Raw genomic sequence first — 21,080 nt, 5'->3', positions numbered from 1 at the left:
CCGGATGCGCGACGGGATCCGACCCGGCCGGGCTGCCCGGCCGGGAACTAGGCTCGGCGCATGACGATCGACGGCTTCGCCGCACCCCCCGCCCTGGTGGAGCATGCCCGCCGCTTCCACGCCGAGGGTGGCGTGCCGTCGGTGCCCCGGGTCGCCGCCACCGTGCTGCTGCTCCGCCCGGCCGGCGACGACTTCGAGGTCTACCTGATCCGGCGGGTGGCGGCGATGACGTTCGGCGGGATGTACGCCTTCCCCGGTGGCGGGGTGGACCGGTCCGACTCGGAGGCGCACCTCGGGTGGGCCGGGCCGGAGCCGGCGGCCTGGGGTGAGCGGTTCCGGCTCGCCCCGGCGGACGCGCAGGCGGTGGTCTGCGCCGCCGCCCGCGAGGTCTTCGAGGAGGCGGGCGTGCTGCTGGCCGGCCCGGACGGCGACACCGTGGTCGGCGACGTCAGTGGCGACGAGTGGGAGGCCGCCCGGCAGGACCTGGTGGGCCGGCGTACCGGCTTCGCCGACCTGCTGGCCGGGCGCGGGCTCACGCTCCGGTCGGACCTGCTGCTGCCGTGGACCCGGTGGATCACGCCGGAGTTCGAGCCGCGCCGCTTCGACACGTACTTCTTCGTCGCCCTGCTGCCCGAGGGACAGCGGACCCGCGACGTCTCCGGCGAGGCCGACCACACGCTGTGGCTGCGCCCGGCGGACGCGCTGGCCCGGGCGGAGGCGGGCGAGCTGACCATGCTGCCGCCGACCATGGTCACGCTCCGCGAGATCGCCGCCGCCGGCGACCTCGCGGGCGTGGCGCGCGCGGCGGCGGACCGAGACCCGGGTACGCCGATCCTGCCCCGCATCGAGGGCCTCGACTCCGCCGCGCCGCGCTTCGTGTTGCGCTGACGCCTCAGCCGAAGCGGCCGGTGATGTAGTCCTCGGTCTTTTTCCGGGTGGGGTTGCTGAAGATCTTCTGGGTGTTGTCGTACTCGATCAGCCGGCCCGGGTCGCCGGTCTTCTCGATCGAGAAGAAGGCGGTACGGTCGGACACCCGCGCCGCCTGCTGCATGTTGTGCGTGACGATGATGATGGTGAACTTGTCCTTGAGCTGGAACATCAGGTCCTCGATGGCCAGCGTGGAGATCGGGTCCAGCGCCGAGCACGGCTCGTCCATCAGCACCACCTGCGGCTCGACCGCGATGGTCCGGGCGATGCAGAGCCGCTGCTGCTGACCGCCGGAGAGGCCGGCGCCGGGCTTGCCGAGCCGGTCCTTCACCTCGTCCCACAGGTTCGCCGAGCGGAGCGCCTTCTCGGCCGCCTCCTCCAGGATCGACTTGCGCCGGACACCGTTGAGCTTCAGCCCGGCCACCACGTTCTCGAAGATGCTCATGGTGGGGAACGGGTTCGGGCGCTGGAACACCATGCCGATCATCCGGCGGACCGCGGTGACGTCGACGTCACGGTCGTAGATGTCCTGCCCGTCGATGGTCAGGTTGCCCTCGACCCGGGCGCCGGGCAGCACCTCGTGCATCCGGTTGATGGACCGCAGGAAGGTCGACTTGCCGCAGCCGGACGGGCCGATCAGGGCGGTCACGGTCTTCGGCTCGACGGTCAGGTTGATGTTCTCGATCGCCTTGAAACCGCCGTAGTAGGCGGTCACGTTGGCGGCTTCGACACGCTTGGCCATGGTGGCGGTACCTCCGGGGTTCATCGGCCGAGCTGGTTTCGACGGGCCAGCAGCTTGGCCGCGACGGTCAGGACGAGGACGAGCGCGACCAGGGTCAACGCCGCGGTCCACGCCCGCGCCGGCGAGTACTTCGACGCCTCGCCGGCCTGCTGGTAGACGAAGAGGGCCAGCGACGACTGGTTGTTCTCGAACGGGTTGACGTTGATCGCCGCGCCGCCGCCGGCGACGAGCAGCACCGGCGCGGTCTCACCGGCGGCCCGCGCGACCGCGAGCATGATGCCGGTGACGATGCCGGGCAGCGCGGTCGGCAGCACGACCCGCAGGATGGTCTTCCACTTCGGTACGCCGAGCGCGTACGCGCCCTCGCGCAGCGGCGCCGGCACCAGCCGGAGCATCTCCTCGGTGGACCGCACCACGGTGGGCAGCATGAGCACGCTCAACGCCAGCGCGGCGGCGAAGCCGGAGAAGCTCGGCCGGCCGTCGTTGAACCAGGGTGAGACGACCAGCACCCAGAAGGCCAGCACGAACAGGCCGGTGACGATCGACGGGATGCCGGTCATCACGTCCACGAAGAAGCGGATGGTGAACGCGAACCGGCCCCGGCCGTACTCGACCACGTAGATCGCGCAGAGCACGCCGAGCGGCACGGTGATCAGCGCGGCGATGCCGACCTGCTCCAGCGTGCCGACGATCGCGTGGTAGGCGCCGCCGTTGGCGTCCCGCGCCCCGATGTTGTTCATCGAGGTGCCGAAGAAGTTGCCGTCCAGCCGCTCGGAGCCCTTGCTGACCAGGGTCCAGACCACCGAGGCCAGCGGCAGCACGGCCAGCACGAAGGCGGAGTGGATCAGCGCGCTCCAGGTCCGGTTGCGGGCGGACCGGCGGCCCTCCACCGCGTTCGCGGCGGCGAAGAGACCGACCAGGTAGAGCAGCGCGCCGAGCACCACGACCAGGACCGGACCGCCGATGCCGGCGCCGTAGACGAGGCCGGTCGCGACCAGCAGCGCCGCGACGGCGACGGCGGGCGCGGCGTACGCGGGAAGCCGTCGGGCCCGCAGCGTGGCCGGCTGGGCCGGCGGGCGCGGGCGACGGGTGGGGAGAGTGGTGGTCATCAGGCAGCCGACTCCGTGAACTCGCGCCGCCGGTAGATGATCGCCCGCGCGGTGATGTTGACGATCAGCGTGATCGCGAAGAGCACCAGGCCGGAGGCGATCAGCGCGCCCCGGCCGGTGTCGTTCGCCTCGGCGAACCGGTTGGCGATGTTGGCGGCGATCGAGTTGCCGCCGCTCTGCAGGATGTTGAACGAGATGGCGTAGGTCGAGCCGAGCGTCAGTGCCAGCGCGATGGTCTCGCCGAGCGCGCGGCCCAGGCCCAGCATCACCGCGGCGATGACGCCGGGCCGGCCGTACGGCAGGACCGCGGTACGGATCATCTCCCAGCGGGTGGCGCCGAGCGCGAGCGCGGCCTCCTCGTTGGCGGTCGGGGTCTGCCGGAACACCTCGCGGGAGAGCGAGGTGACGATCGGCAGCACCATGATCGCCAGCACCAGGGAGCCGAGCAGGATCGAGTTCCCGTACGGGCCGTCGCCGAAGATCGGGATCCAGCCGAAGTAGTTGTTCAGCCAGGCGGAGAGGTCGGCGACCGGTCCGGCGAAGTAGTCGCGGCCCCAGAGGCCGAAGACCACGCTCGGCACGGCGGCCAGCAGGTCGATCAGGAAGCCCAGGCCGTTGCCGAGCCGGCGCGGGGCGTAGTGCGTCAGGTAGAGGGCGATGCCCAGCGCGACCGGCACCGCCACGAGCAGCGCCAGCAGCGAGCTCAGGACCGTGCCGAAGGCGAGCGCCCCGATGCCGAACTTCGGCGGGTCGTCGTTGGGGAACCAGCCTTCGAAGGTCCAGAACGACTCGGTGTCGGCCCGCAGCGCCGGCACGGCCTTGGCGATCAGGAAGATCGCGATGGCCGCGATGATCACCAGCACGGTGGTGCCGGCGGCCAGGGTCAGACCGCGGAACGCGCGTTCCGCGCCGAAGGCCCGGGCGCGGGGCAGGCCGCCGCCCCCGCCGAGTTCGCCGCCGGGGCGGCCGGGGTTGCCGGAGCGTTCGGCCACACGCGCCGAGGCACCGGCGGGCCGCTCGTGGCTCGTGGCCACGGGAGTCCCGCCGGTGCCGGCGTGCGCCGAGCGCTGAGGGGTGTCACCCATCTGCTCGCTCGCTTCGCGTTGAGGAGTCGTTCGGGGCGTCAGGAGAGGCTCTTGACCGCGGCCTCGACCTTGGTGCGGACGGCGTCCGGCAGCGGGGCGTAGCCCAGCTCGACCAGCTCCTGCTGGCCCTCGGCGCTGGCGGCGTGACCGAGCAGGCCCTTGACCAGCGGCAGCTTGTCGGCGGCGAGGCCCTTGCTACAGACGATCTCGTAGGTCGCCAGGACGATCGGGTAGGCCCCGGCCTCCTTGGTGTTGTAGTCGATCGACATCTTGAGGTCGTTGCCCTGGCCCTCGAACGTGGCCCCGGCGATGGTCTTGCCGGCCGAGTCGGCGGTCAGCTCGGTGAACTCGCCGGCGCCGTTCTTGACCTTGGCCATCTTCAGCCCGGAGTTCTCGGCGTACGACAGCTCGACGTAGCTGATGGTGCCGTCGGTGCTCTTGACCTTGCTGGCCACACCGTCGGACTTGGCCGCGCCGACGCCGCCCGGCGCCTTCCATGCCTTGGCGTTGCCGAGCGTCCAGTCCGCCTCGGCGGTCTTGGAGAGGTACTTGGTGAAGTTGTCGGTGGTGCCCGACTCGTCGGAGCGGTGGACGGCCTGGATCGCGGCCGACGGCAGCTTGGCGTCCGGGTTGTCGGCCTTGATCGCCGCGTCGTCCCACCTGGTCACCTTGCCGGCGAAGATCTTCGCCAGGGTGGCCGGGCTGAACTGGAGGTTGTCCGCGCCGCTGACGTTGTAGACCACCGCGACCGGGCCGATCACCATCGGCAGGTTGAGGGCCTGGCCACCGACGCACTTCGCGTCCGCCTGCGGCTGTTCCTCCGGCTTGAGCGCGGAGTCGGAGCCGGCGAAGTCGGCGGTGCCGGCGATGAACGCCTGGATGCCGGCGCCGGAGCCGCTCGGCTCGTAGTTGATCGTGGTGCCGGAGCACTTCTGCTGGTACGCCTTGATCCACTCGGCCATGGCGTTCTTCTGCGCGGAGGAGCCCTGCGCGTTCAGCGTGCCCTTACCGCAGTCGACGGCCGCGGTGGAGCCGGAGGCAGAGGCCGGCTCGTTGTTGTCCGAGCCGCAGGCGCTGAGACCGAGAACCGCGGTAAGAGCGAGACAGGCGATGGCGCCGTGCCGCTGGAGCTTCACTTCAGGGGTTTCCCTTCACGTCTTCGGTCAGGTCGCCCGGGGTGCCGGGGGCCGGCACCGACCGGCTGACGTGAAAGTTAGGAGAGCCAGGTGGACGGTTCGCCGGTCGGAAGTGAACGCAGGATGAACACGTTCGTCCGATCAGATGGCCGTCCGCTGAGGGGGGACTGTCCAGTTCGTGAACCGGCGACCCGCGAGCGCCGTCGAGGGCGATTTCCCCGGTTGTCAGCCCCGCTGGTAGGTGACGTGCGCGGACCAGCGGGCGAAGCCGAGCCGCTCGTAGAGCGCCACCGCACCGGCGTTGCTCTCGTCGACGTAGAGCATCACCCGGTCCAGCCCGCGCCGGTCGTGCAGGTGGATCAGGCCGGCGGCGGTGAGCGCCCGGCCGAGCCCGCCGCGGTGGACCGACGGGTCGACACCGAGCACGTAGACCTCGCCGATCCGGGCCGACCCCTGCCGCTCGTGCACCTTGGTCCAGTGGAAGCCGAGCAGCCGGCCGGTCGCGGAGTCCACCGCGAGCAGGAAACCGGCCGGGTCGAACCACGGCTCGGCGAAACGTACGCGCAGGTCGTCGAGGGTCCACCGGCCCTGCTCGGGATGCTGGGCGAACGCGGCGTTGTTGACCGCCAGCCAGGCCTCGTCGTCCTGGCCGGGTCGGAACGCCCGCAGCTCGACGCCCTCGGGCAGGTTCGGCTCGGGCGGCGCGGCGGTCAGCGGGCGGCGCAGCTGCCAGAGCACCCGCGTGCGGGCGAAGCCCAGGTCGACCGCGAGCGCGGCGGCCGACGGATGATCGCCGCGCGCCCAGGCGCGCAGCGGCCCCGAGGCGGCGGCCAGCACGCCCCGGGCCAACGCCCGGCCGGTGCCCCGCCGCCGGTACGCCGGGTGCACCACCAGCTCCACGCCGACGCCCTCGGCCGGGGTGGTGGTGTCGAGGTGCGCGTACCCGGTCAGGGTCCCGTCGGACGCGCGGGCGGTGAGGTGCACGGCCGGCGCCTCCGGGTCGCGCATCCGCAGCAGCACGTGCTCGTCGAGCGGGTCGGCGCCGTCCGCGTCGCCGGCCACCCGGGCCAGCGCCAACACCTCGGCCACCTCGGGCGCCGTCAGTCGGTCGGCGGGTGTCACCCGGTCGCCCGGCGTCGCCGTGCCGGGTCCGTCACCGCTCGTCGGCTCGGTGCTGCTCATCCAGTCACGGTAGCGGCCGGCGGGCCGTCGTTCGCGGCAGAGCGGCGTGGTGGGCGGTGGCGCTCGTCACGCGGCGCCGGTGGGCAGCGGCTCCAGCTCGAACCGGCCCAACAGTTCGGGCAGCAGCCGCTGCAACGCGGTGACCGTGCCGGAGCGGTCCCCGCCCGCGTCGTGCATCAGCACGATCGAGCCCGGCTCGGTCTGCGAACGGACCGTCCGCTCGATGGCGGTGGCGCCCGGCGCCTTCCAGTCCGAGGGGTCGACGCTCCAGTGCAGCGGGGTGAGACCCAGGTTCGCGCAGGTCGACATCACCTGCGGCGTCCAGACGCCGCCCGGCTGGCGGTAGTAGGCGACATGGGCGTTCGGGACGGCGGCCAGGATCGCGTCGTTGGTGCGTCTCAGGTCCGCCCGGATCGTCTCCGGGCTGCGTTTGCCGAGGTTGACGTCGTGCTTCCAGGAGTGGTTGCACAGGGTGTGCCCCTCGGCCGCGATCGACCGGACCAGGTCCGGGTAGCTCTCGGCGTTCTCGCCGACGACGCAGAACGTGGCCTTCACGCCGTACTGGCTCAGCAGGGCGAGCACCTGTGGCGTCCACCGGGGGTCGGGGCCGTCGTCGAAGGTCAGCGCGACCCGGGAGGAGCCGGTGCTGACGTGCGCGCCGTACGGACCCGTGCCGTCGGCCGTGTCCGGAGTGGCGTCCGGGCTCGGCGTGCCGGGGTCGTCGCTCGGCGGCTGGTCGGCGTAGCGCGGTCCGTGTGCCGAGGTGGTCGCGCCGGCGGTCGACGGGTGCTGCTCGGGAACCAGGCTGCGGCCCAGCGCGTACGCGGAGGCCAGCAGCCCGGCGAGCACCGCGGTCACGACCGCCGCCGTCTTCAGCGTCGAGCCGGACATCAGTGGTACCGGCCGTTCGCCGCCCCCGTGGTCACCGCACGCACCGTTGGCCCCCTCAGCCCTGACGAATCCGTCAGTCAGGATATGGGCGACTCAAGGTGCAAATGGGGCATACAGGAAAAGTGCCCCCGGCTGGGTCTCAGACCGGCAGCGGGGCGGGCTCCGACTCGGGCAGCGAGCGCGACGGCGGCACCACGAACTTGTAACCGACCTGGCGGACCGTGCCGATCATCGACTCGTACTCCGAGCCGAGCTTTGCGCGCAGCCGCCGGACGTGCACGTCGACCGTGCGGGTGCCGCCGAAGTAGTCGTATCCCCAGACCTCACGCAGCAGCTGGTCCCGGGTGAACACGCGCCCCGGGTGCTGGGCGAGGAACTTCAACAGCTCGAACTCCTTGTAGGTCAGGTCGAGCGGCCGGCCCTTCAGCTTCGCGGCGTAGGTGTCCGGGTCGATGTTCAGCTCACCGGCCCGGATCGAGCCGCCCGCGCCGGCGACGGCGTTGCTCAGCCGGCCGACCGCGAGCCGCAGCCGGGCCTCCACCTCGGCCGGGCCGGCCGCGGCGAGGATGACGTCGTCCACGCCCCAGTCGGCGTTCAGCGCGATCAGGCCGGCCTCGGTGACCACCGCGACCAGCGGCACGCCGAGCCCGGTGGCGTGCAGCATCCGGCAGGTGGCCCGCGCCTCGCTCAACTCGGAGCGGGCGTCCACCAGGACGGCGTCCGGGGTCGGACCGGAAACCAGCGTGCGCACGTCACGGGGTGCGGTGCGCACCGAGTGCGGCAGCAGGTCGAGTGCCGGCAACACCGCCGACGGCTCACCCGCCCGTGCGGTCACGAGCAGCAGGAGCTCCACGATCACCTCCGTCCCGGCGGCCCTTCGGCCGCGCGCGACCAGCGGCACACCCGGGTGGGGCGGCGCTGTGAACTTGCGTGGGTCCCGGCGTCGCTGACGGGCGGGGTAACGGGGTGAGCGTAACCGATGGCCCCGCCGTCACCTTCGCGCCTTTTCCCGTTTGCCCTTTCTGCCCTCGATCGAGGCGCAGGTTTTAACGTTGCCGAAACCGTGACCTCCGCCGAGCCGCCCGGGTCTGGCACGATCGGGGCGTGTTTCCCTCCACCTCGCGCGATGCCGGTCGTGAACCGTGGGCCGACGGCCCGTCCTCCGGGCCGTCCGGCCCCGCCCGTGGCTACCCGCCCGCCCCGCGCACCGGGCCGGCCGAGGAGGAGCCGCGTGCGCGTAAGGGCCCCCGCCGGCTCCGCAAGGGCGGCCCCGGCCGGCGCCCGGACGACGCCCCGGACGAGGCGCCCGAGGAGGAGGTGCCGCCGGTGGAGTTCCGCCGGCCGCTGGCGCTGACGGTGGCCGGCTTCGCCGCGCTGCTCGGCGTCGGCCTGGTGCTCGGGGCGCAGACCGCCGGCCCGGGGCACCGGCTGCCGTTCGCCGTGATCATCTTCGGCGTCCAACTGCTTTACGTGCTCGCCTGGACGATGGCCATGCGACCGCCCGCGCTGCTGGTCGTCGCGCTGGTCAGCGCCGGCACCGCGGCGATCGCCGACATCGCCGCCGTGCAGTCGGACATCGCCGGCCTGGCCCCGCTCGGATACGCCGCGGTCGCCGGGCTCGTGCTCGGCGTGCTCGGGCAGCTCGTCCGCCGGGTGGACCGGGTCCGGGTCACCGACTCGCTGGGCGGCACCCTGCTCATCGTGGTGGGGGTGGTCGCGTTCGCCTCGCTGATCGTGCTCAGCCGGATCCCCAAGGGCACCCAGGCGATCACGGTCTGCCTCACCGCCGCCGGAGTGGCCCTGCTGGTGGCGCGGCTGACCGACGCGGTGGCGCCGTGGCCCCGGCTCGCCCCGCAGGTGCCCCGCGGCGCGGCCGGCGTGGTGGTGGGCGCCATGCTCGGCACGCTGACCAGCGCCGTGCTCGGCTCCTACCTGGTCGGCTTCACCCCGACCAGCGCCGCGCTGGTCGGGGTGGTCACCGCGGCCACCGCCGTGCTGGCCGACCTCGCCGTCGGGTACGCCGAGGCGGGCCGGCTGATGGCCGGTGAGGCGCCGACCATGTGGGTCGCCCGGCACATGCAGGGGCCGCTGGGCGGCTTCGCGCTCGCCGCGCCCGCCGCGTACGCCATGTGTGTGCTCTTCCTCTGAGTGCCCGGTTGAGGAGGTCTCGCCTCGGGTAAGTACGGTTGCGCCGCGAGACGCGGTGACGGCGGCGAGGACTGGAGGCGGCGTGGCAGAGGCGTACCCGGCAGAGGACCGGCCCCGTCGCCGGGGCCGGAAGGTGCTGATCGGTTTCGTCGTCCTGCTGCTGGTGCTGGCCGGGCTGCTGGTCGTCGCCGACCGGGTGGCGGCCGGGGTGGCCGAGCGGGCCATCGCCGACCAGGTACGGCAGGAGCTCACCAAGCAGGACGCGCAGTCCGCCGCGCCCAAGGTCGAGGTGGGTGGCTTCCCGTTCCTCAACCAGGTGCTCGCCGGGAAGTACGAGCACATCTCGATCCAGCTGACCGACGTGAAGGGCAACGTGCAGGGCGGCGCGGTGGACGTGCCCCGGCTGGACGTGGACGCCCGCAACGTGACCGCGTCGCTGGACACGCTCCGCTCCGGTCAGGGCGACGTGGTGGCCGAGAGCGTCGACGGGCGGGGCACCGTCACCTACGACAGCCTGGTCAAGCTGATCAAGCGGCCCGGCCTGACGCTCGGGGAGCGGGACGGCAAGCTGGTGGTGACCGCCCCGGTGGACATCCTCGGCGTCAAGCTGACCGTCAACGGCACCGCCGACCTGACCGTGGCCGGCGGCAAGGTGGCGCTGCGCTTCGACGACCTCACCGCCGAGGGTCTGCCGAACGTGGCGCTGGCGCGGACGCTGCTGGCCAACTACGCCAAGAGCATCTCGATCGACGTGCCGCTGCCGGAGCTGCCGTTCCAGCTCAACCTCCGCAAGGTTGAGCCGAGGCCGGAGGGCCTGGTGGTCACCGCGGACGCCAAGGACGTCCCGATCAACTCCGCGGGCTGAAAGCCGGCCTGCCCGAGCTGACGTGCCCCGCATCTCGCATGCTGGTCGGACCGGTGGCGCACGCCGGTCCGGCTGGTAGTGTCGCACCCCATGGGGACCCTCCTCACCAAACGGCGCGCGGTCGACCTGTGCCGCGTGGCCACCTGCCTGTGTCGCCCCGTCATCTGACGGCGGGGCTGTCTTCGGCCGCCTAGCGGCCATCGGCACCAAGGGTCCGTAACACCCCCTGAACGCCCGGCAGCGGCGCCGTCGCACGTACCCGTGATCCGTTCCTAGCTCTGGGTCCCGCGCGTGGTGCGACAACCACCGACTTCGATCTCCGCGCGCAGGCTCACCACCCATCCTCACCAGGGAGTGATCTGATGAGTCGCGACACCGCACTCGTCTCGGCCGAGTGGGCCGAGAAGAACCTCGACGCCCCGGGCGTCGTCTTCGTCGAGGTCGACGAGGACACCTCGGCCTACGACACCGGCCACATCGCCGGCGCGATCAAGCTCGACTGGAAGACCGACCTGCAGGACCAGATCCGCCGGGACTTCGTCAACCAGGAACAGTTCGCGGCCCTGCTCTCCGAGCGGGGCGTCGGCAACGACGACACCGTCATCCTCTACGGCGGCAACAACAACTGGTTCGCCGCGTACGCGTACTGGTACTTCAAGCTCTACGGCCACCGCGACGTCAAGCTGCTCGACGGCGGCCGCAAGAAGTGGGAGCTGGACGCCCGTCCGCTGGTCAAGGACGCGGTGACCCGCCCGGCGACGCAGTACGTCGCGCAGTCGCCGGACACCTCGATCCGCGCGTTCCGCGACGAGGTGGTCGACGCCATCGGCACCAAGAACCTGGTCGACGTGCGCAGCCCCGACGAGTACGCCGGCCGGCTGCTCGCCCCGGCCCACCTCCCGCAGGAGCAGGCGCAGCGGGCCGGGCACGTGCCGACCGCGATCAGCGTGCCGTGGTCCAAGGCGGCCAACGAGGACGGCACGTTCAAGTCCGACGACGAGCTGCGCAGGATCTACGCCGCCGCCGGGCTGGACGACGGCAAGGAGACCATCGCCTACTGCCGGATCGGCGAGCGCTCGTCGCACACCTGGTTCGTGCTCCAGGAGCTGCTCGGGCACCAGAACGTGAAGAACTACGACGGATCCTGGACCGAGTACGGGTCGCTGGTCGGTGTGCCGGTGGCCCTCGGCGACGAGCCCGGGGAGGCGTGATCATGACCGCTCCGACCGCTGCCGGCTGCGCCGCGCCGGATCAGGCCGCCCCGCTCCCGGCCAGCCTGGACCTGGAGAAGGAAACCGTCATCACCGGCCAGGTGCTGGCCGAGTCCGGCGAGGCCGTGCCGGGCGCGTACGTCCGGCTGCTCGACTCGACCGGTGAGTTCACCGCCGAGGTGGTGACGTCCCCGGCCGGCCAGTTCCGGTTCTTCGCCGCGCCGGGCTCGTGGACGCTGCGGGCGCTCTCCCGCCACGGCAACGGCGACACCGCCGTGACCGCGGCCCGTGGCATCAACGAGGTCACCGTCACCGTGAAGGCGTAAGGCGGGGCCCTTGTTAACGCTTCCGGTATAGGAAGGGCCCCTGCTTAACACCTCCGCACCGCGTGCACCGGCTCGGGCCGGTCGCCCCATCCCATGGGGTGGCCGGCCCGAGCCGATGCTGGGTCAGGACGTGCAGCCGCCGGGGTGGGCCACCCGTCGGACGCAGCGGCGTCGCCCGCCGAGCCGCCGGTCGCAGAACACCTGGTGCTGCGCGTCCGTCGTGCCTTCCTCGGGTCTTTTTCCGGTCGAATCTCGTGCAAGGCAGGGCGGGTGGCGGGTTTCGGTCAATGATCGACACCAGCTCGGTGAAGTGGTGGCATCCCGGCCGGCCGGATAGTGCCACTTCGCCGAGCTGGCGTCCGGACATCCGGTCGGCCCCGGCCACCTGACGCACCCGGCCCCCCGATCTCGGAGCCGGGTGGTCGGGCCGCTCGACGCAGCGGCCCGCGCGTCGGGCCGTGGCCGGGCGGGCCGCCGAGCCGTGACACCATGACCCGGTGAGTGCCGTACAGCCGGGCTACGCCCCGCCCACCCGTCCCGACCAGCCCGGATCCGGCCGGCGCCGGCAGCGCTGGCTGGTGGCCGCCACGGTGGTGTGGGCCGTGCTGCTCGCCGGGCTGACCTGGTGGTCGGTGCGCAACGATCCGCCCACCGTCAAGGAACAGCGCCCGCTGGACCAGGCCGGCCCGGTGGTGGACCGGGCGATCGGTGCGCTCAGCGCCGCGATCGGGACGGCCGGGGTGCCGGCGCTCCTACCGGACCGGCTGGAGCGGGACTGCCGGGTCACCCCGCTGGAACGGGGCGCGGACCTGGAGCGCGGCATCGAGGTGGCGACCGCCGGCGGTGATGCCCGCGACGTGCTGCGCCAGGTGGCCGACCGGCTGCCGTCGCGGTGGCGGGCGGGCGTCTCGTCGTTCGACGGCGAGCCGCTGCTGCGCGCCGACGCCGGCGACTTCGTGGCGATCGAGGGCCGGCCCGGCGGGCCCGGACGGGTGCTGCTGACCGCCGCCACCGGCTGCCGTCCGGTCGGCGCGGGTTACCGGGCCCCGGCCGCCGACGCCGCCGCCGAGTCCGCCGCGCTGGCCCGCGCGTTGGACCGCTGGGGCGGTGCGACCGGGGCGGTCCAGGTGCTGACCGCACCCTGCCCCGGCGGCGGAGCCGCCCGGACCGCCCGCGCCGAGGCGGCCGCGGCGGCCGACCAGCCGCTCGCCGCCGCGTTCGGCGCCGGCGCCGCGCCGGTGGTGGACTCCGTCGACCGGTACGCCCGACCGGGTGACCCGGCGGTGCTGGCGGAGCGGGTCGACGAGCGGATCCGGGTGGCCGTGACCACCCCCTGCCCGTCCTGACCCGACAGGGCTCAGTGCTGGCGGTTCTCGTCGTGCGGGGCGCGGCTGCGGCCCAGCGCGTCCACCCGTCCCCACCGGCCCGGGATGTCGAGCAGCTCCACCCGGCCCATCCCCGGCGGCACCGCCGGGTCGATGATCAGATGCTCGCCCTGCGGCTCCAGCCCCAGCATCACCCGCAGCAGCAGCAGGGGCGTGCCGGCGGACCAGGCCTGCGGGCTGCACGCGGTCGGATACTCCACCGGGTAATCGATGAGACCGCGCTCGTAGCCGGCGAACGCCTCGGGAAGCCGCCCGTTGAAGTAGCGGGACGCGCTGAGCATCGCGTCGGTGATCTGGCCGGCCTCGTGCCGGAAGCCGTATTTCCACAGGCCCCAGGCGATGATCGAGTTGTCGAACGGCCACACCGTGCCCACGTGGTAGCCGATCGGGTTGTAGCGGCCCTGGTCGTCGGCGAGCGTCCGCACGCCCCAGCCGGAGAAGAGACGCGGTCCGAGCAGGTGCGCGGCGATCGCCGGCGCGCGGGACTCGTCGACGATGCCGCTCCACAGCAGGTGACCGATGTTGGAGGAGAGCGCGTCCACCTGCCGTCCCTGCGGGTCCAGGGCCAGCGCGTAGTACTCCCGTTCCGGGATCCAGAAGTCGCGGTTGAACCGCTCCTTCAGCGCCGCCGCCTCGCGTTCCAGCCGTTCCGCGTACGCCGGGTCGCCCCAGAGTTCGCGGGCCATCCGGGCGCCGCGCCGCTTGGCGTCGTACGCGTACCCCTGTAGTTCACAGGTGGCCCGGGGGAACGGCGGCAGCCGGCCGTCGGAGTAGGAGATGGAGTCGGGGGAGTCCTTCCAGCACTGGTTCGGCAGCCCGTTCTCCGGGTTGCGGGTCATGTACCAGACGTAACCCGTGCCGAGCAGGTCCCCGTACGTGTCGAGCCAGGCCAGGGCGGCCCGGATCTCCTGTTCGAGCTGGCGCACCAGCGCCGAGTCCCCGGTCCACCGCTCGTACTCGTCGAGCAGGATCACGAAGAGCGCGGTGGTGTCGGCCGCGCCGTAGTACGGCGAGTGCGGCTGCTCCTCGAAGCCGGCGGTCTCGCCGTATCGCAGCTCGTGCAGGATCTTGCCGGGTTCCTCGTCCCGGAAGTCGTCGATCCGCCCGCCCTGGAGTCCGGCCAGTATGAGGATGGTCGGCTGGATCAACTCGGGCAGGAACGGCAGGATCTGGAGCGAGGTGAAGATGCTGTCCCGGCCGAACAGCGTCATGAACCAGGGCAGGCCGGCGGCGACCAGCCGCACGCCGAGCGTGATCGACTCGTACCGGAGTGCGGCCAGGTCGGTGAGGCTGCGCCGGTACGCCCCGGCCAGTGGCTCGCAGTCGCAGCCCAGCGTGGGCGCGCGCTCGATCAGCGCGTTCTGCTCGGCCTCGATGGCCGCCACCGAGCGGTGCCCGCCCAGCGGCAGGGTGGCCCGGATGTCCTCGCCCCGCGCCCCGTAGATCATGGTGGAGATGTGCAGTCGGGTGGTCCACTCGCCGTGTGCCGCGATGCGGATCCGGAACGTCATCCCGCCCCGGTCGACCTCGGCCGGGGCGGTGCTGCTGATCCGCGTCTCCCGGTGGAACCCCTGCCGGCGGTAGGTGAGGCGCAGTCCGTTCTCCTCCACCGTCGGCGTGGTGCTGCCCTTCTTCTCCCGCTTGTGCTTGATCTCGAAGAGGTCGGCGAAGTCGGAGCCGATGTCGAGCCGGAGCCGGAACTCCTTCTCCTCCTCGGAGTGGTTGAGCAGGGTCAGCTCCTCGTCGAAGCTGCCGCCGATCGAGCGGCTGCGGATCACCGAGACGTCCGCGTCCAGGTAGTGCGTCGGTTCGCCGGGGACCATGAAGAACCGGGTCTTGTAGGAGAGCGATTCGTCGATGGAGAGCGCGTGCAGCATTTGGCCGTCGAGGGAGAGGATCCAGGTCGAGATGAACCGGGTGTCGAAGGAGAACAGCCCGGTGGGAAAGTCGTACGACGGCTCGATGTTGCCGCGCTGGTCGCTGACCAGGAAGGTGTTGCCGTCGAGGATGTTGACCCGTTCGTTCACGCCGACCGCCGGACGTGCTCGCGGGCGGTCACCCTCGGGTCCCGGGCCCCGGGCGGGTCGGGTAGGAACCGGCGGAGCGCCAGGAACAGCACCACGTGCCCGCTGAACGTGGCCTCGTTGCGCAGCACCGCCGCCAGCGCGGCCTCGCGGCCGGTGACCAGTCCCTCGAAGAGCGGGGTGCCGATGGTCAGGACGGCGTCCGCCGGGTGCTCCTCCTGCCGGCTCACCCGGGCCGACCCGGGTGCCAGCGTCACGTACCAGTGTTCGGTGTGGTTGCCGTCGGCCAGGTCGATCTGCAGGGTCCCGCCGATCGGGCTGCGCAGTACGGCGGGGGCGCGCGCCGGCAACGACGCGAAGAACCGTTCGATCGCCTCACTCACATTCGAATGGTAGGCGCGAGCCCGGCAAATCGGGTCAGGATTGGCGCACCGGGCAGAATGGACGACCTGGCGAGGGCTGGTTCAGTAGACCAGGGCCTGCGCGCCCTCGGCCATCGCCTCCTCGACGAAGACCGCCGCCCCGGCGATCCGGACGCCCGGGATCACGTCGTCCGGGCCGATGTCCCGCCGGGCGGCGCACTGGGTGCAGGCGGTCACCCGGCCGGTGGTGAGGATCACGTGCAGCAGCTCGCCCAGCGGCGCCGAGTGCGGCAGCTCGAACGACTCCGCCCGAGCGGGCAGCGCGAACCAGGTGGACTCGCCGGTCAGCCAGAGCGACACGTCCACCCCGGCCGCGGCCGCGGTGGCGGCGACGGTGAATGCCTGGGCGCAGCGCTCGGGGGCGTCCGCCCCGGCGGTGGCCTTGACGACGAGAGTGCGCGCCATGCCGTCCAGCATAGGATGGCCCGGATGGTCACCGAGATCGGGTTCGTCAGCCTGCTGGTCGCCGGCCTGGGCGCGCTCGCCGGTGGCCTGGTCTATGTCGCCGTGCGAATCGCAAGAGGTAAGTGGTGAACCCGTGAGTGAGAATCCGCTCCAGCCGCCGTGGCTGAACGCTCCCCCGGTCGAGGAGTACCCGTACGAGGAGAGCCACGACCTGCGCGTCGGCCCGAAGCTGCACCCCAGCCTGGACGGGCTGCTGCCGTACATCGGGGTGTGGCGCGGCCGGGGCCGGGGCGGTTTCCCGACGGTCGAGGACTTCGACTTCGCGCAGGAGATCCGGATCAGCCACGACGGCCGGCCGTTTCTGCTCTACGAGTCGCGGGCCTGGATCCTGGACGAGCAGAGCCGCCCGGTCCGCCCGGCCGGTCGCGAGGTGGGCTGGTGGCGTCCGGTGCTGGACGGCGAGCGGGTCACCGACGAGATCGAGGCGCTGATGAGCGTGCCGACCGGCGTGATGGAGCTGCACATCGGCAAGCGCAAGGGCACCCAGATCGAGTTCTCCACCGACGCGGTCGTACGCACCGCGACGGCCAAGGAGGTCACCGCCGGCGCCCGCCTGTTCGGCATCGTCGAGGGCGCCCTGCTCTACGCGCAGGAGATGGCCGCCATGGGCCACCCCCTCAGCCCGCACCTCTCGGCCCGCCTGATCCGGGTGGCCGGCTGACCGGACCGGCGCGGCGGCCGAACTATGATCGGAGGGTGTCCGAATCCTCCCTCGCGGAACTGCTCCGCTCGCGCGGGCTGCGGCTGACGGCGCAGCGGCAGCTGGTCCTGCGGGCCGTCGTGGATCTGGGGCACGCCACCCCGGAGCAGGTGCACACGGCGGTCCGTGAGGTCGCGGCCGGAGTCAACATCACCACCATCTACCGCACGCTGGAGCTGCTGGAACGGCTCGGCCTGGTCACCCACACCCACCTGTCGCACGGTTCGCCGACCTACCACGCGGCCGGCGAGCACCAGCACGTGCACCTGGTGTGCCGGGAGTGCGGGGCGATCGACGAGATCTCCCCGGAGATGCTCCGGCCGCTCGCCGACCAGCTGGCCGGGCAGCGTGGCTTCCAGGTCGACATCGGGCACGTGGCGCTCTTCGGGGTCTGCGGTCGGTGCGTACAGGACGGGGAACCCAAATGATCGACATCGCCGGCGCGGTGACCACCGACGCCATCGACGAGCAGACCCGGGACCAGCCCGAGCCGGCCCACCGGGCGGCCGGGGTCGCCCCGGTGGCCGCGCACTACGGCGACCCGATGCGCGAACAGCGCGTCCTGGCCACCGGCGTGGGCCTGGTCGACCGCTCGCACCGGGGCGTGATCGCGGTTCCGGGCGAGGAGCGGATCGGCTGGCTGCACACGCTGACCAGCCAGCACCTGGCCGGGTTGGCCCCGTGGCAGGGCACCGAGCTGCTGGTGCTCTCCCCGAACGGGCACGTCGAGCAGCACGCGATGGTCGCCGAGGACGGCGAGACCACCTGGCTGGACACCGAGCCGGGGATGACCGCCGGACTCCTGTCATACCTGGAGAAGATGCGGTTCTTCAGCAAGGTCGACCCGCGCGACGCCACCGCCGAACACGCGCTGCTGTCGCTGGTCGGGCCGGATGCCGCCGGCGCGCTCGCCGCGCTGGGCGTCGCCGAGCTGGCCGCACCCGACGTGGTCGGGGTGCCGGGTCCGAAGTTCCGTTCCGGCGAGCTGCCCGCGCGGCCCTCCGTGGTGTACGACGTCAAGCCGTTGCCGGCCGGCGGCTGGGCCCGGCGGGTGGCGCTCGGCGTCGACCTGCTGGTGCCCCGCGCGGCCATGGCCGGGGTGGTGGACCGGCTGCGCGGCGCGGGTGTGCCGGTGGCCGGGCTGTGGGCGTACGAGGCGATCCGGGTGGCCGCCCGCCGGGCTCGGGCCGGGGTGGACACCGACCACCGGACCATTCCCGCCGAGGTGGACCTGATCGCCCGGGCCGTGCACCTGGACAAGGGCTGCTACCGGGGGCAGGAGACGGTGGCCCGGGTGCACAACCTGGGCAGACCGCCCCGCCGGCTCGCGTTGCTGCACCTGGACGGCGTGACCAGCGACCAGCCGCCGACCGCCGGCACGCCGGTGACGCTGGACGGCCGGACGATCGGGTTCGTCGGCACCGCGGTGCACCACTACGAGCTGGGTCAGATCGCGCTCGCCGTGCTGAAGCGCAACACGCCCGACGACGCCCGCCTGATGGTGGGCGACAGCGCCGCCGCCATCGACAGCTAAGGAAGGGTCCCTTCTTAACGCCTCCGGCATAGGAAGGGCCCCCGCTTGACACCCCTCACGCGGGAAGACCTGCGGTTGGCGGGCGGTCTAGGATCCGGGCATGACGACAGGGACGTTGATCACGGTTGCCCCCACCGGCGCGGAGTCGGCCAAGGCGGAGGTGCCGGCGCTGCCGGTGACACTCGACGAGCTGCTGCTGACCGCCAAGGAGTGCGAGGCGCTCGGCGCGGCCGTGATCCACGTCCACATCCGCGACGACGAGGCGCGGCCCACGCTCGACCAGGGGCGGCTGCGGGAGACAGTGACGGCGCTGCGGGAGGGCACCGACCTGATCGTGCAGCTCTCCTCCGGCGGCGCGGTGACCGACCCGGAGGCCCACCGGCTCGCCGTGCTCGACGCCGGGCCGGACATGGCCTCCTGCACCATGGGCACGGTCAACTTCGGTGACGACGTGTTCCTCAACCGCTGGGAGTTCATCGTCGACCTGCACAGCCGGATGCAGGAGCGGGGAGTCGTCCCCGAGTACGAGATCTTCGAGCTGGGCCACCTCACCGCGTTGCAACGGCTGCTCGGCAAGTACGGGCTGCCGCACGGCGGGCACGTCCACGTCGACTTCGTGATGGGCGTGCCGGGTGGCATGCCGGGCACCACCGCCACCCTGGTGGCCGCCCAGCAGATGCTGCGCGACCTGCCGGAGGGCACCACGTTCTCGGCCACCGGCATCGGGCGCAGCACCATCCCGGTGATGCTGGCCTCGCTCTCCACCGGTGGTCACCTGCGGGTCGGGATGGAGGACACGGTCACCTACGCCAAGGGTCGCCCGGTGGAGTCCAACATGCAGCTCGTGGCGCGGGCGGTCGGCTTCGCCCAGCTCGCCCAGCGCGCGCCGCTGACCACCGCGGAGGCCCGCGCGCTGCTCGGCGTGTAAGCGGCGCACGCGCCCCAACCCTTGTACGGCCGGAGCCGACGTCGCAGGTCACCCCGCTGCGGGCCCGCAGCGTCCCGTCGGTACCGTCCATCCCGTGGGAAAGACGTACGAGGGTGGCGTGCCGCTCGCCGAGGTGGTCCGGTCCGGGTTCGTGGAGGGCGTCCACCGGGGTTCCGTGGTGGTGCTCGACGCCGCCGGCTCGCCGGTCGCCGGGGCGGGTGACGTCGCCTCGCCGATCTTTCCCCGCTCGTCGAACAAGCCGATGCAGGCGATCGGCATGCTCCGGGCCGGGCTGCCGCTGACCGACCCGGCCGACGTGGCGCTGGTCGCCGCCAGCCACGCGGGCGAGGAGTTCCACGTCGAGCGGGTCGTCGCCCTGCTCCGGGGCGCCGGACTGGGCGAGGACGCGTTGCACTGCCCGGCGGACCTGCCGTTCGGCGAGGCTGCCCGGGAGGCGGTGCTGCGGGCCGGCGGGGGACCGTCGCGGGTGCTGATGAACTGCTCGGGCAAGCACGCCGGCATGCTGCTCACCTGTCTGGCCGCCGGCTGGCCGCTGGACGGCTACTGGCGGCCGGAGCATCCGCTCCAGCGGCGGCTGACCGCCACCATCGAGGAGTTCACCGGGGAACGGGCGGCGGCGATCGGGGTGGACGGCTGTGGCGCGCCGGTGCACGCCGTCTCGCTGACCGGGCTGGCGCGCGCCTTCCTGCGGCTGGTCACCGCCGAGCCGGGCACCGTCGAGCGGACTGTGGCGGACGCGATGCGGACGTACCCGGAGATGGTCGGCGGCACCCAGGCCGACGACACCCGGCTGATGCGCGGCGTACCCGGGCTCCTGGCCAAGATCGGCGCGGAGGGTGTGATGGCGGCGGCGGTCCCGGACGTCGGCGCGGTGGCCCTGAAGATCGACGACGGCGCGCCGCGCCCGCGAATGCCGGTCCTGACCTCCGCCCTGGCCCGCCTCGACGTGCGCGCCCCGATCCTCACCGAGTACGCCGAACTCCCACTTCTCGGCGGCGGCCTGCCGGTGGGAGCCGTCCGCCCCCGCTGGTGACCACCCCCAGATCTTGCACTTCCGGCCCCTGGTCCGCCCGTTATGAGTGGTGCTCCGGGGCGGTAAGTGAAAGATCAACGAACCGGGCGGGGTCGGTCAGGGGAGGAAGGTGAGCAGGGCGGTGTTGACCGGGGTGGGGCGCTCCAGGGGGAGCAGGTGGGCGGCGTCGGGGATGTCGGGGAGGCGTACGCCCTGCGGGGCCTCGGCGGCGATGCGGTCGGCCAGGCGGCGGATGTCGGGGAGGTCGTCGGCGCCGGCGGCGGTGAGCACCGGCATCGGCAGCTCGTGCAGCCGGTCGATCGCCAGCGGGTCCAGCTCGCCCACCTCGATCGCGCTGAGCGCCTGTTCCGCCGCGAGCGCCCGGCGGTCCATCTCCTCGGCGAACCGGACCAGCTCCGAGTCGACGTCCGAGGGCTGTCGGGTCGGCCCGACCACCCAGAAGCGCACCTCGCCGGCGGCGGTGGCCGCGAAGTCCTCCGGGTCCACGTCGCCGACCAGTTCATCCCAGAGCTGTTCGGTCTCCTCGGACCACTCGTTGCCGGAGATCGCGGCGCCGAACAGCGCCAGTGCGCTCACCCGCTCCGGGTGGGCCAGCGCGGTGTCCACCGCGACCCGGCCGCCGAACGAGCAGCCGACCAGCGCGGCCCGCTCGACGCCGAGCGCGTCGAGCAGCCCGATCACGTCGTCGTGGTGGGCGAACGGGGTGGGCGGCAGCTCCGAGTCGCCGTAGCCGCGCAGATCCGGGACGATCACCCGGTGTCGGGCGGCGAGCGCCGGCACCTGCGCGCGCCACATCCGCCGGTCCGCGATGCCGGCGTGCAGCAGCACCACGACGCTGCCGTCGCCGGCCTCGTCGTACGCGAGCCGGGCGCCGTTGATCTCGATCTTGGTCACGGCGGAACGGTACGGGCCGGACGCCGGGCCCGCAACCAACTTGTCGTGACGT

Annotated in this window: 24 protein-coding genes; 13 read left to right on the top strand and 11 right to left on the bottom strand. The window is 72.6% G+C overall.

What is annotated here, in order from left to right; genetic code table 11:
- The first annotated feature begins 60 nt into the window (after window positions 1–60).
- Window positions 61–888: an NUDIX hydrolase gene (locus ACGFI2_RS15020; RefSeq protein ID WP_393516367.1), complete on the top strand. Its 828-nt coding sequence runs from the start codon at window positions 61–63 to the stop codon at window positions 886–888.
- 4 nt (window positions 889–892) lie between these two features.
- Here the strand turns inward: ACGFI2_RS15020 and pstB are convergent, their stop codons facing one another.
- From pstB to ACGFI2_RS14985, 7 genes are all read right to left on the bottom strand, one after another.
- On the bottom strand, window positions 893–1,669 hold the full coding sequence (gene pstB / locus ACGFI2_RS15015) for a phosphate ABC transporter ATP-binding protein PstB (protein ID WP_393516364.1): 777 nt from the start codon (window positions 1,667–1,669) through the stop codon (window positions 893–895).
- Window positions 1,670–1,689: 20 nt separating this feature from the next.
- Window positions 1,690–2,778 (bottom strand): phosphate ABC transporter permease PstA, encoded by a 1,089-nt coding sequence (gene pstA, locus ACGFI2_RS15010; protein ID WP_393516361.1) that lies wholly within the window; start codon window positions 2,776–2,778, stop codon window positions 1,690–1,692.
- Entirely contained in the window at window positions 2,778–3,863 is a 1,086-nt protein-coding gene (gene pstC / locus ACGFI2_RS15005) for a phosphate ABC transporter permease subunit PstC (RefSeq protein WP_393516358.1), read from the bottom strand. The genes pstA and pstC overlap by 1 nt, the downstream gene beginning before the upstream one ends.
- 38 nt (window positions 3,864–3,901) lie before the next feature.
- Window positions 3,902–4,999, bottom strand: coding sequence for a phosphate ABC transporter substrate-binding protein PstS (pstS, locus tag ACGFI2_RS15000; protein WP_393516355.1), 1,098 nt, complete (start codon window positions 4,997–4,999; stop codon window positions 3,902–3,904).
- 225 nt (window positions 5,000–5,224) lie between these two features.
- Window positions 5,225–6,181, bottom strand: a complete 957-nt coding sequence (gene mshD / locus ACGFI2_RS14995; RefSeq protein WP_393516352.1) for a mycothiol synthase — start codon at window positions 6,179–6,181, stop codon at window positions 5,225–5,227.
- Between the two features lie 66 nt (window positions 6,182–6,247).
- Window positions 6,248–7,072, bottom strand: coding sequence for a polysaccharide deacetylase family protein (locus ACGFI2_RS14990; RefSeq protein WP_393516349.1), 825 nt, complete (start codon window positions 7,070–7,072; stop codon window positions 6,248–6,250).
- A gap of 139 nt (window positions 7,073–7,211) precedes the next feature.
- Window positions 7,212–7,931 (bottom strand): response regulator transcription factor, encoded by a 720-nt coding sequence (locus tag ACGFI2_RS14985; RefSeq protein WP_217628656.1) that lies wholly within the window; start codon window positions 7,929–7,931, stop codon window positions 7,212–7,214.
- A 245-nt stretch (window positions 7,932–8,176) separates the two neighbouring features.
- On the opposite strand from ACGFI2_RS14985, the gene ACGFI2_RS14980 reads away from it, so the two are divergent.
- The 6 genes from ACGFI2_RS14980 to ACGFI2_RS14955 all read left to right on the top strand — a co-directional run bounded on the left by ACGFI2_RS14980 (window position 8,177) and on the right by ACGFI2_RS14955 (window position 12,968).
- A complete protein-coding gene (locus tag ACGFI2_RS14980; RefSeq protein ID WP_393516346.1) occupies window positions 8,177–9,220 on the top strand; it encodes a hypothetical protein in 1,044 nt (347 codons plus the stop codon).
- 82 nt (window positions 9,221–9,302) lie between these two features.
- A complete protein-coding gene (locus tag ACGFI2_RS14975; RefSeq protein WP_393516343.1) occupies window positions 9,303–10,085 on the top strand; it encodes a DUF2993 domain-containing protein in 783 nt (260 codons plus the stop codon).
- Window positions 10,086–10,175: 90 nt separating this feature from the next.
- A complete protein-coding gene (locus tag ACGFI2_RS14970; protein ID WP_311202345.1) occupies window positions 10,176–10,253 on the top strand; it encodes an Ms5788A family Cys-rich leader peptide in 78 nt (25 codons plus the stop codon).
- A 194-nt stretch (window positions 10,254–10,447) separates the two neighbouring features.
- The gene (locus tag ACGFI2_RS14965; protein WP_393516340.1) at window positions 10,448–11,296 is read left to right on the top strand and encodes a sulfurtransferase; all 849 of its coding nucleotides are present in this window, start codon (window positions 10,448–10,450) and stop codon (window positions 11,294–11,296) included.
- Between the two features lie 2 nt (window positions 11,297–11,298).
- A complete protein-coding gene (locus ACGFI2_RS14960; RefSeq protein WP_393516337.1) occupies window positions 11,299–11,622 on the top strand; it encodes a DUF1416 domain-containing protein in 324 nt (107 codons plus the stop codon).
- 497 nt (window positions 11,623–12,119) lie between these two features.
- Window positions 12,120–12,968 carry a hypothetical protein gene (locus ACGFI2_RS14955; RefSeq protein WP_393516334.1) on the top strand — a complete coding sequence of 283 codons (849 nt, stop codon included), beginning with the start codon at window positions 12,120–12,122 and terminating at the stop codon, window positions 12,966–12,968.
- A gap of 11 nt (window positions 12,969–12,979) precedes the next feature.
- On the opposite strand, the gene ACGFI2_RS14950 is transcribed toward ACGFI2_RS14955, so the two are convergent.
- The 3 genes from ACGFI2_RS14950 to ACGFI2_RS14940 form a co-directional block, all read right to left on the bottom strand.
- Window positions 12,980–15,034, bottom strand: a complete 2,055-nt coding sequence (locus ACGFI2_RS14950; RefSeq protein WP_393516331.1) for a glycogen debranching N-terminal domain-containing protein — start codon at window positions 15,032–15,034, stop codon at window positions 12,980–12,982.
- Window positions 15,031–15,414, bottom strand: coding sequence for an SCP2 sterol-binding domain-containing protein (locus tag ACGFI2_RS14945; RefSeq protein ID WP_393516328.1), 384 nt, complete (start codon window positions 15,412–15,414; stop codon window positions 15,031–15,033). The genes ACGFI2_RS14950 and ACGFI2_RS14945 overlap by 4 nt, the downstream gene beginning before the upstream one ends.
- A gap of 81 nt (window positions 15,415–15,495) precedes the next feature.
- Window positions 15,496–15,870, bottom strand: coding sequence for a DsrE family protein (locus tag ACGFI2_RS14940; RefSeq protein ID WP_393516325.1), 375 nt, complete (start codon window positions 15,868–15,870; stop codon window positions 15,496–15,498).
- Between the two features lie 12 nt (window positions 15,871–15,882).
- On the opposite strand from ACGFI2_RS14940, the gene mtfM reads away from it, so the two are divergent.
- The 6 genes from mtfM to ACGFI2_RS14910 all read left to right on the top strand — a co-directional run bounded on the left by mtfM (window position 15,883) and on the right by ACGFI2_RS14910 (window position 20,134).
- A complete protein-coding gene (mtfM, locus tag ACGFI2_RS14935; RefSeq protein WP_013288813.1) occupies window positions 15,883–15,987 on the top strand; it encodes a small membrane protein MtfM in 105 nt (34 codons plus the stop codon).
- A complete protein-coding gene (locus ACGFI2_RS14930) occupies window positions 15,953–16,579 on the top strand; it encodes an FABP family protein (RefSeq protein WP_393516322.1) in 627 nt (208 codons plus the stop codon). Before mtfM ends, ACGFI2_RS14930 begins: the two co-directional genes overlap by 35 nt.
- Window positions 16,580–16,614: 35 nt before the next feature.
- Window positions 16,615–17,046, top strand: coding sequence for a Fur family transcriptional regulator (locus ACGFI2_RS14925; RefSeq protein ID WP_393516319.1), 432 nt, complete (start codon window positions 16,615–16,617; stop codon window positions 17,044–17,046).
- Window positions 17,043–18,152: a YgfZ/GcvT domain-containing protein gene (locus ACGFI2_RS14920; RefSeq protein WP_393516316.1), complete on the top strand. Its 1,110-nt coding sequence runs from the start codon at window positions 17,043–17,045 to the stop codon at window positions 18,150–18,152. The genes ACGFI2_RS14925 and ACGFI2_RS14920 overlap by 4 nt, the downstream gene beginning before the upstream one ends.
- 100 nt (window positions 18,153–18,252) lie before the next feature.
- Window positions 18,253–19,080, top strand: a complete 828-nt coding sequence (locus ACGFI2_RS14915; protein WP_393516313.1) for a 3-keto-5-aminohexanoate cleavage protein — start codon at window positions 18,253–18,255, stop codon at window positions 19,078–19,080.
- Between the two features lie 94 nt (window positions 19,081–19,174).
- A complete protein-coding gene (locus ACGFI2_RS14910; RefSeq protein WP_393516310.1) occupies window positions 19,175–20,134 on the top strand; it encodes an asparaginase in 960 nt (319 codons plus the stop codon).
- A 96-nt stretch (window positions 20,135–20,230) separates the two neighbouring features.
- Here ACGFI2_RS14910 and ACGFI2_RS14905 read toward each other — a convergent pair whose 3' ends face one another.
- Window positions 20,231–21,028, bottom strand: coding sequence for an alpha/beta fold hydrolase (locus ACGFI2_RS14905; protein ID WP_393516307.1), 798 nt, complete (start codon window positions 21,026–21,028; stop codon window positions 20,231–20,233).
- Window positions 21,029–21,080: the final 52 nt, after the last annotated feature.

This window comes from Micromonospora sp. NPDC049282 (genome assembly GCF_043197045.1).
In the GTDB taxonomy this organism is placed as follows: domain Bacteria; phylum Actinomycetota; class Actinomycetes; order Mycobacteriales; family Micromonosporaceae; genus Micromonospora.
The sequence above is the reverse complement of the archived record's forward strand: the minus strand, read 5'-3'. Positions and strand labels throughout refer to the sequence as shown.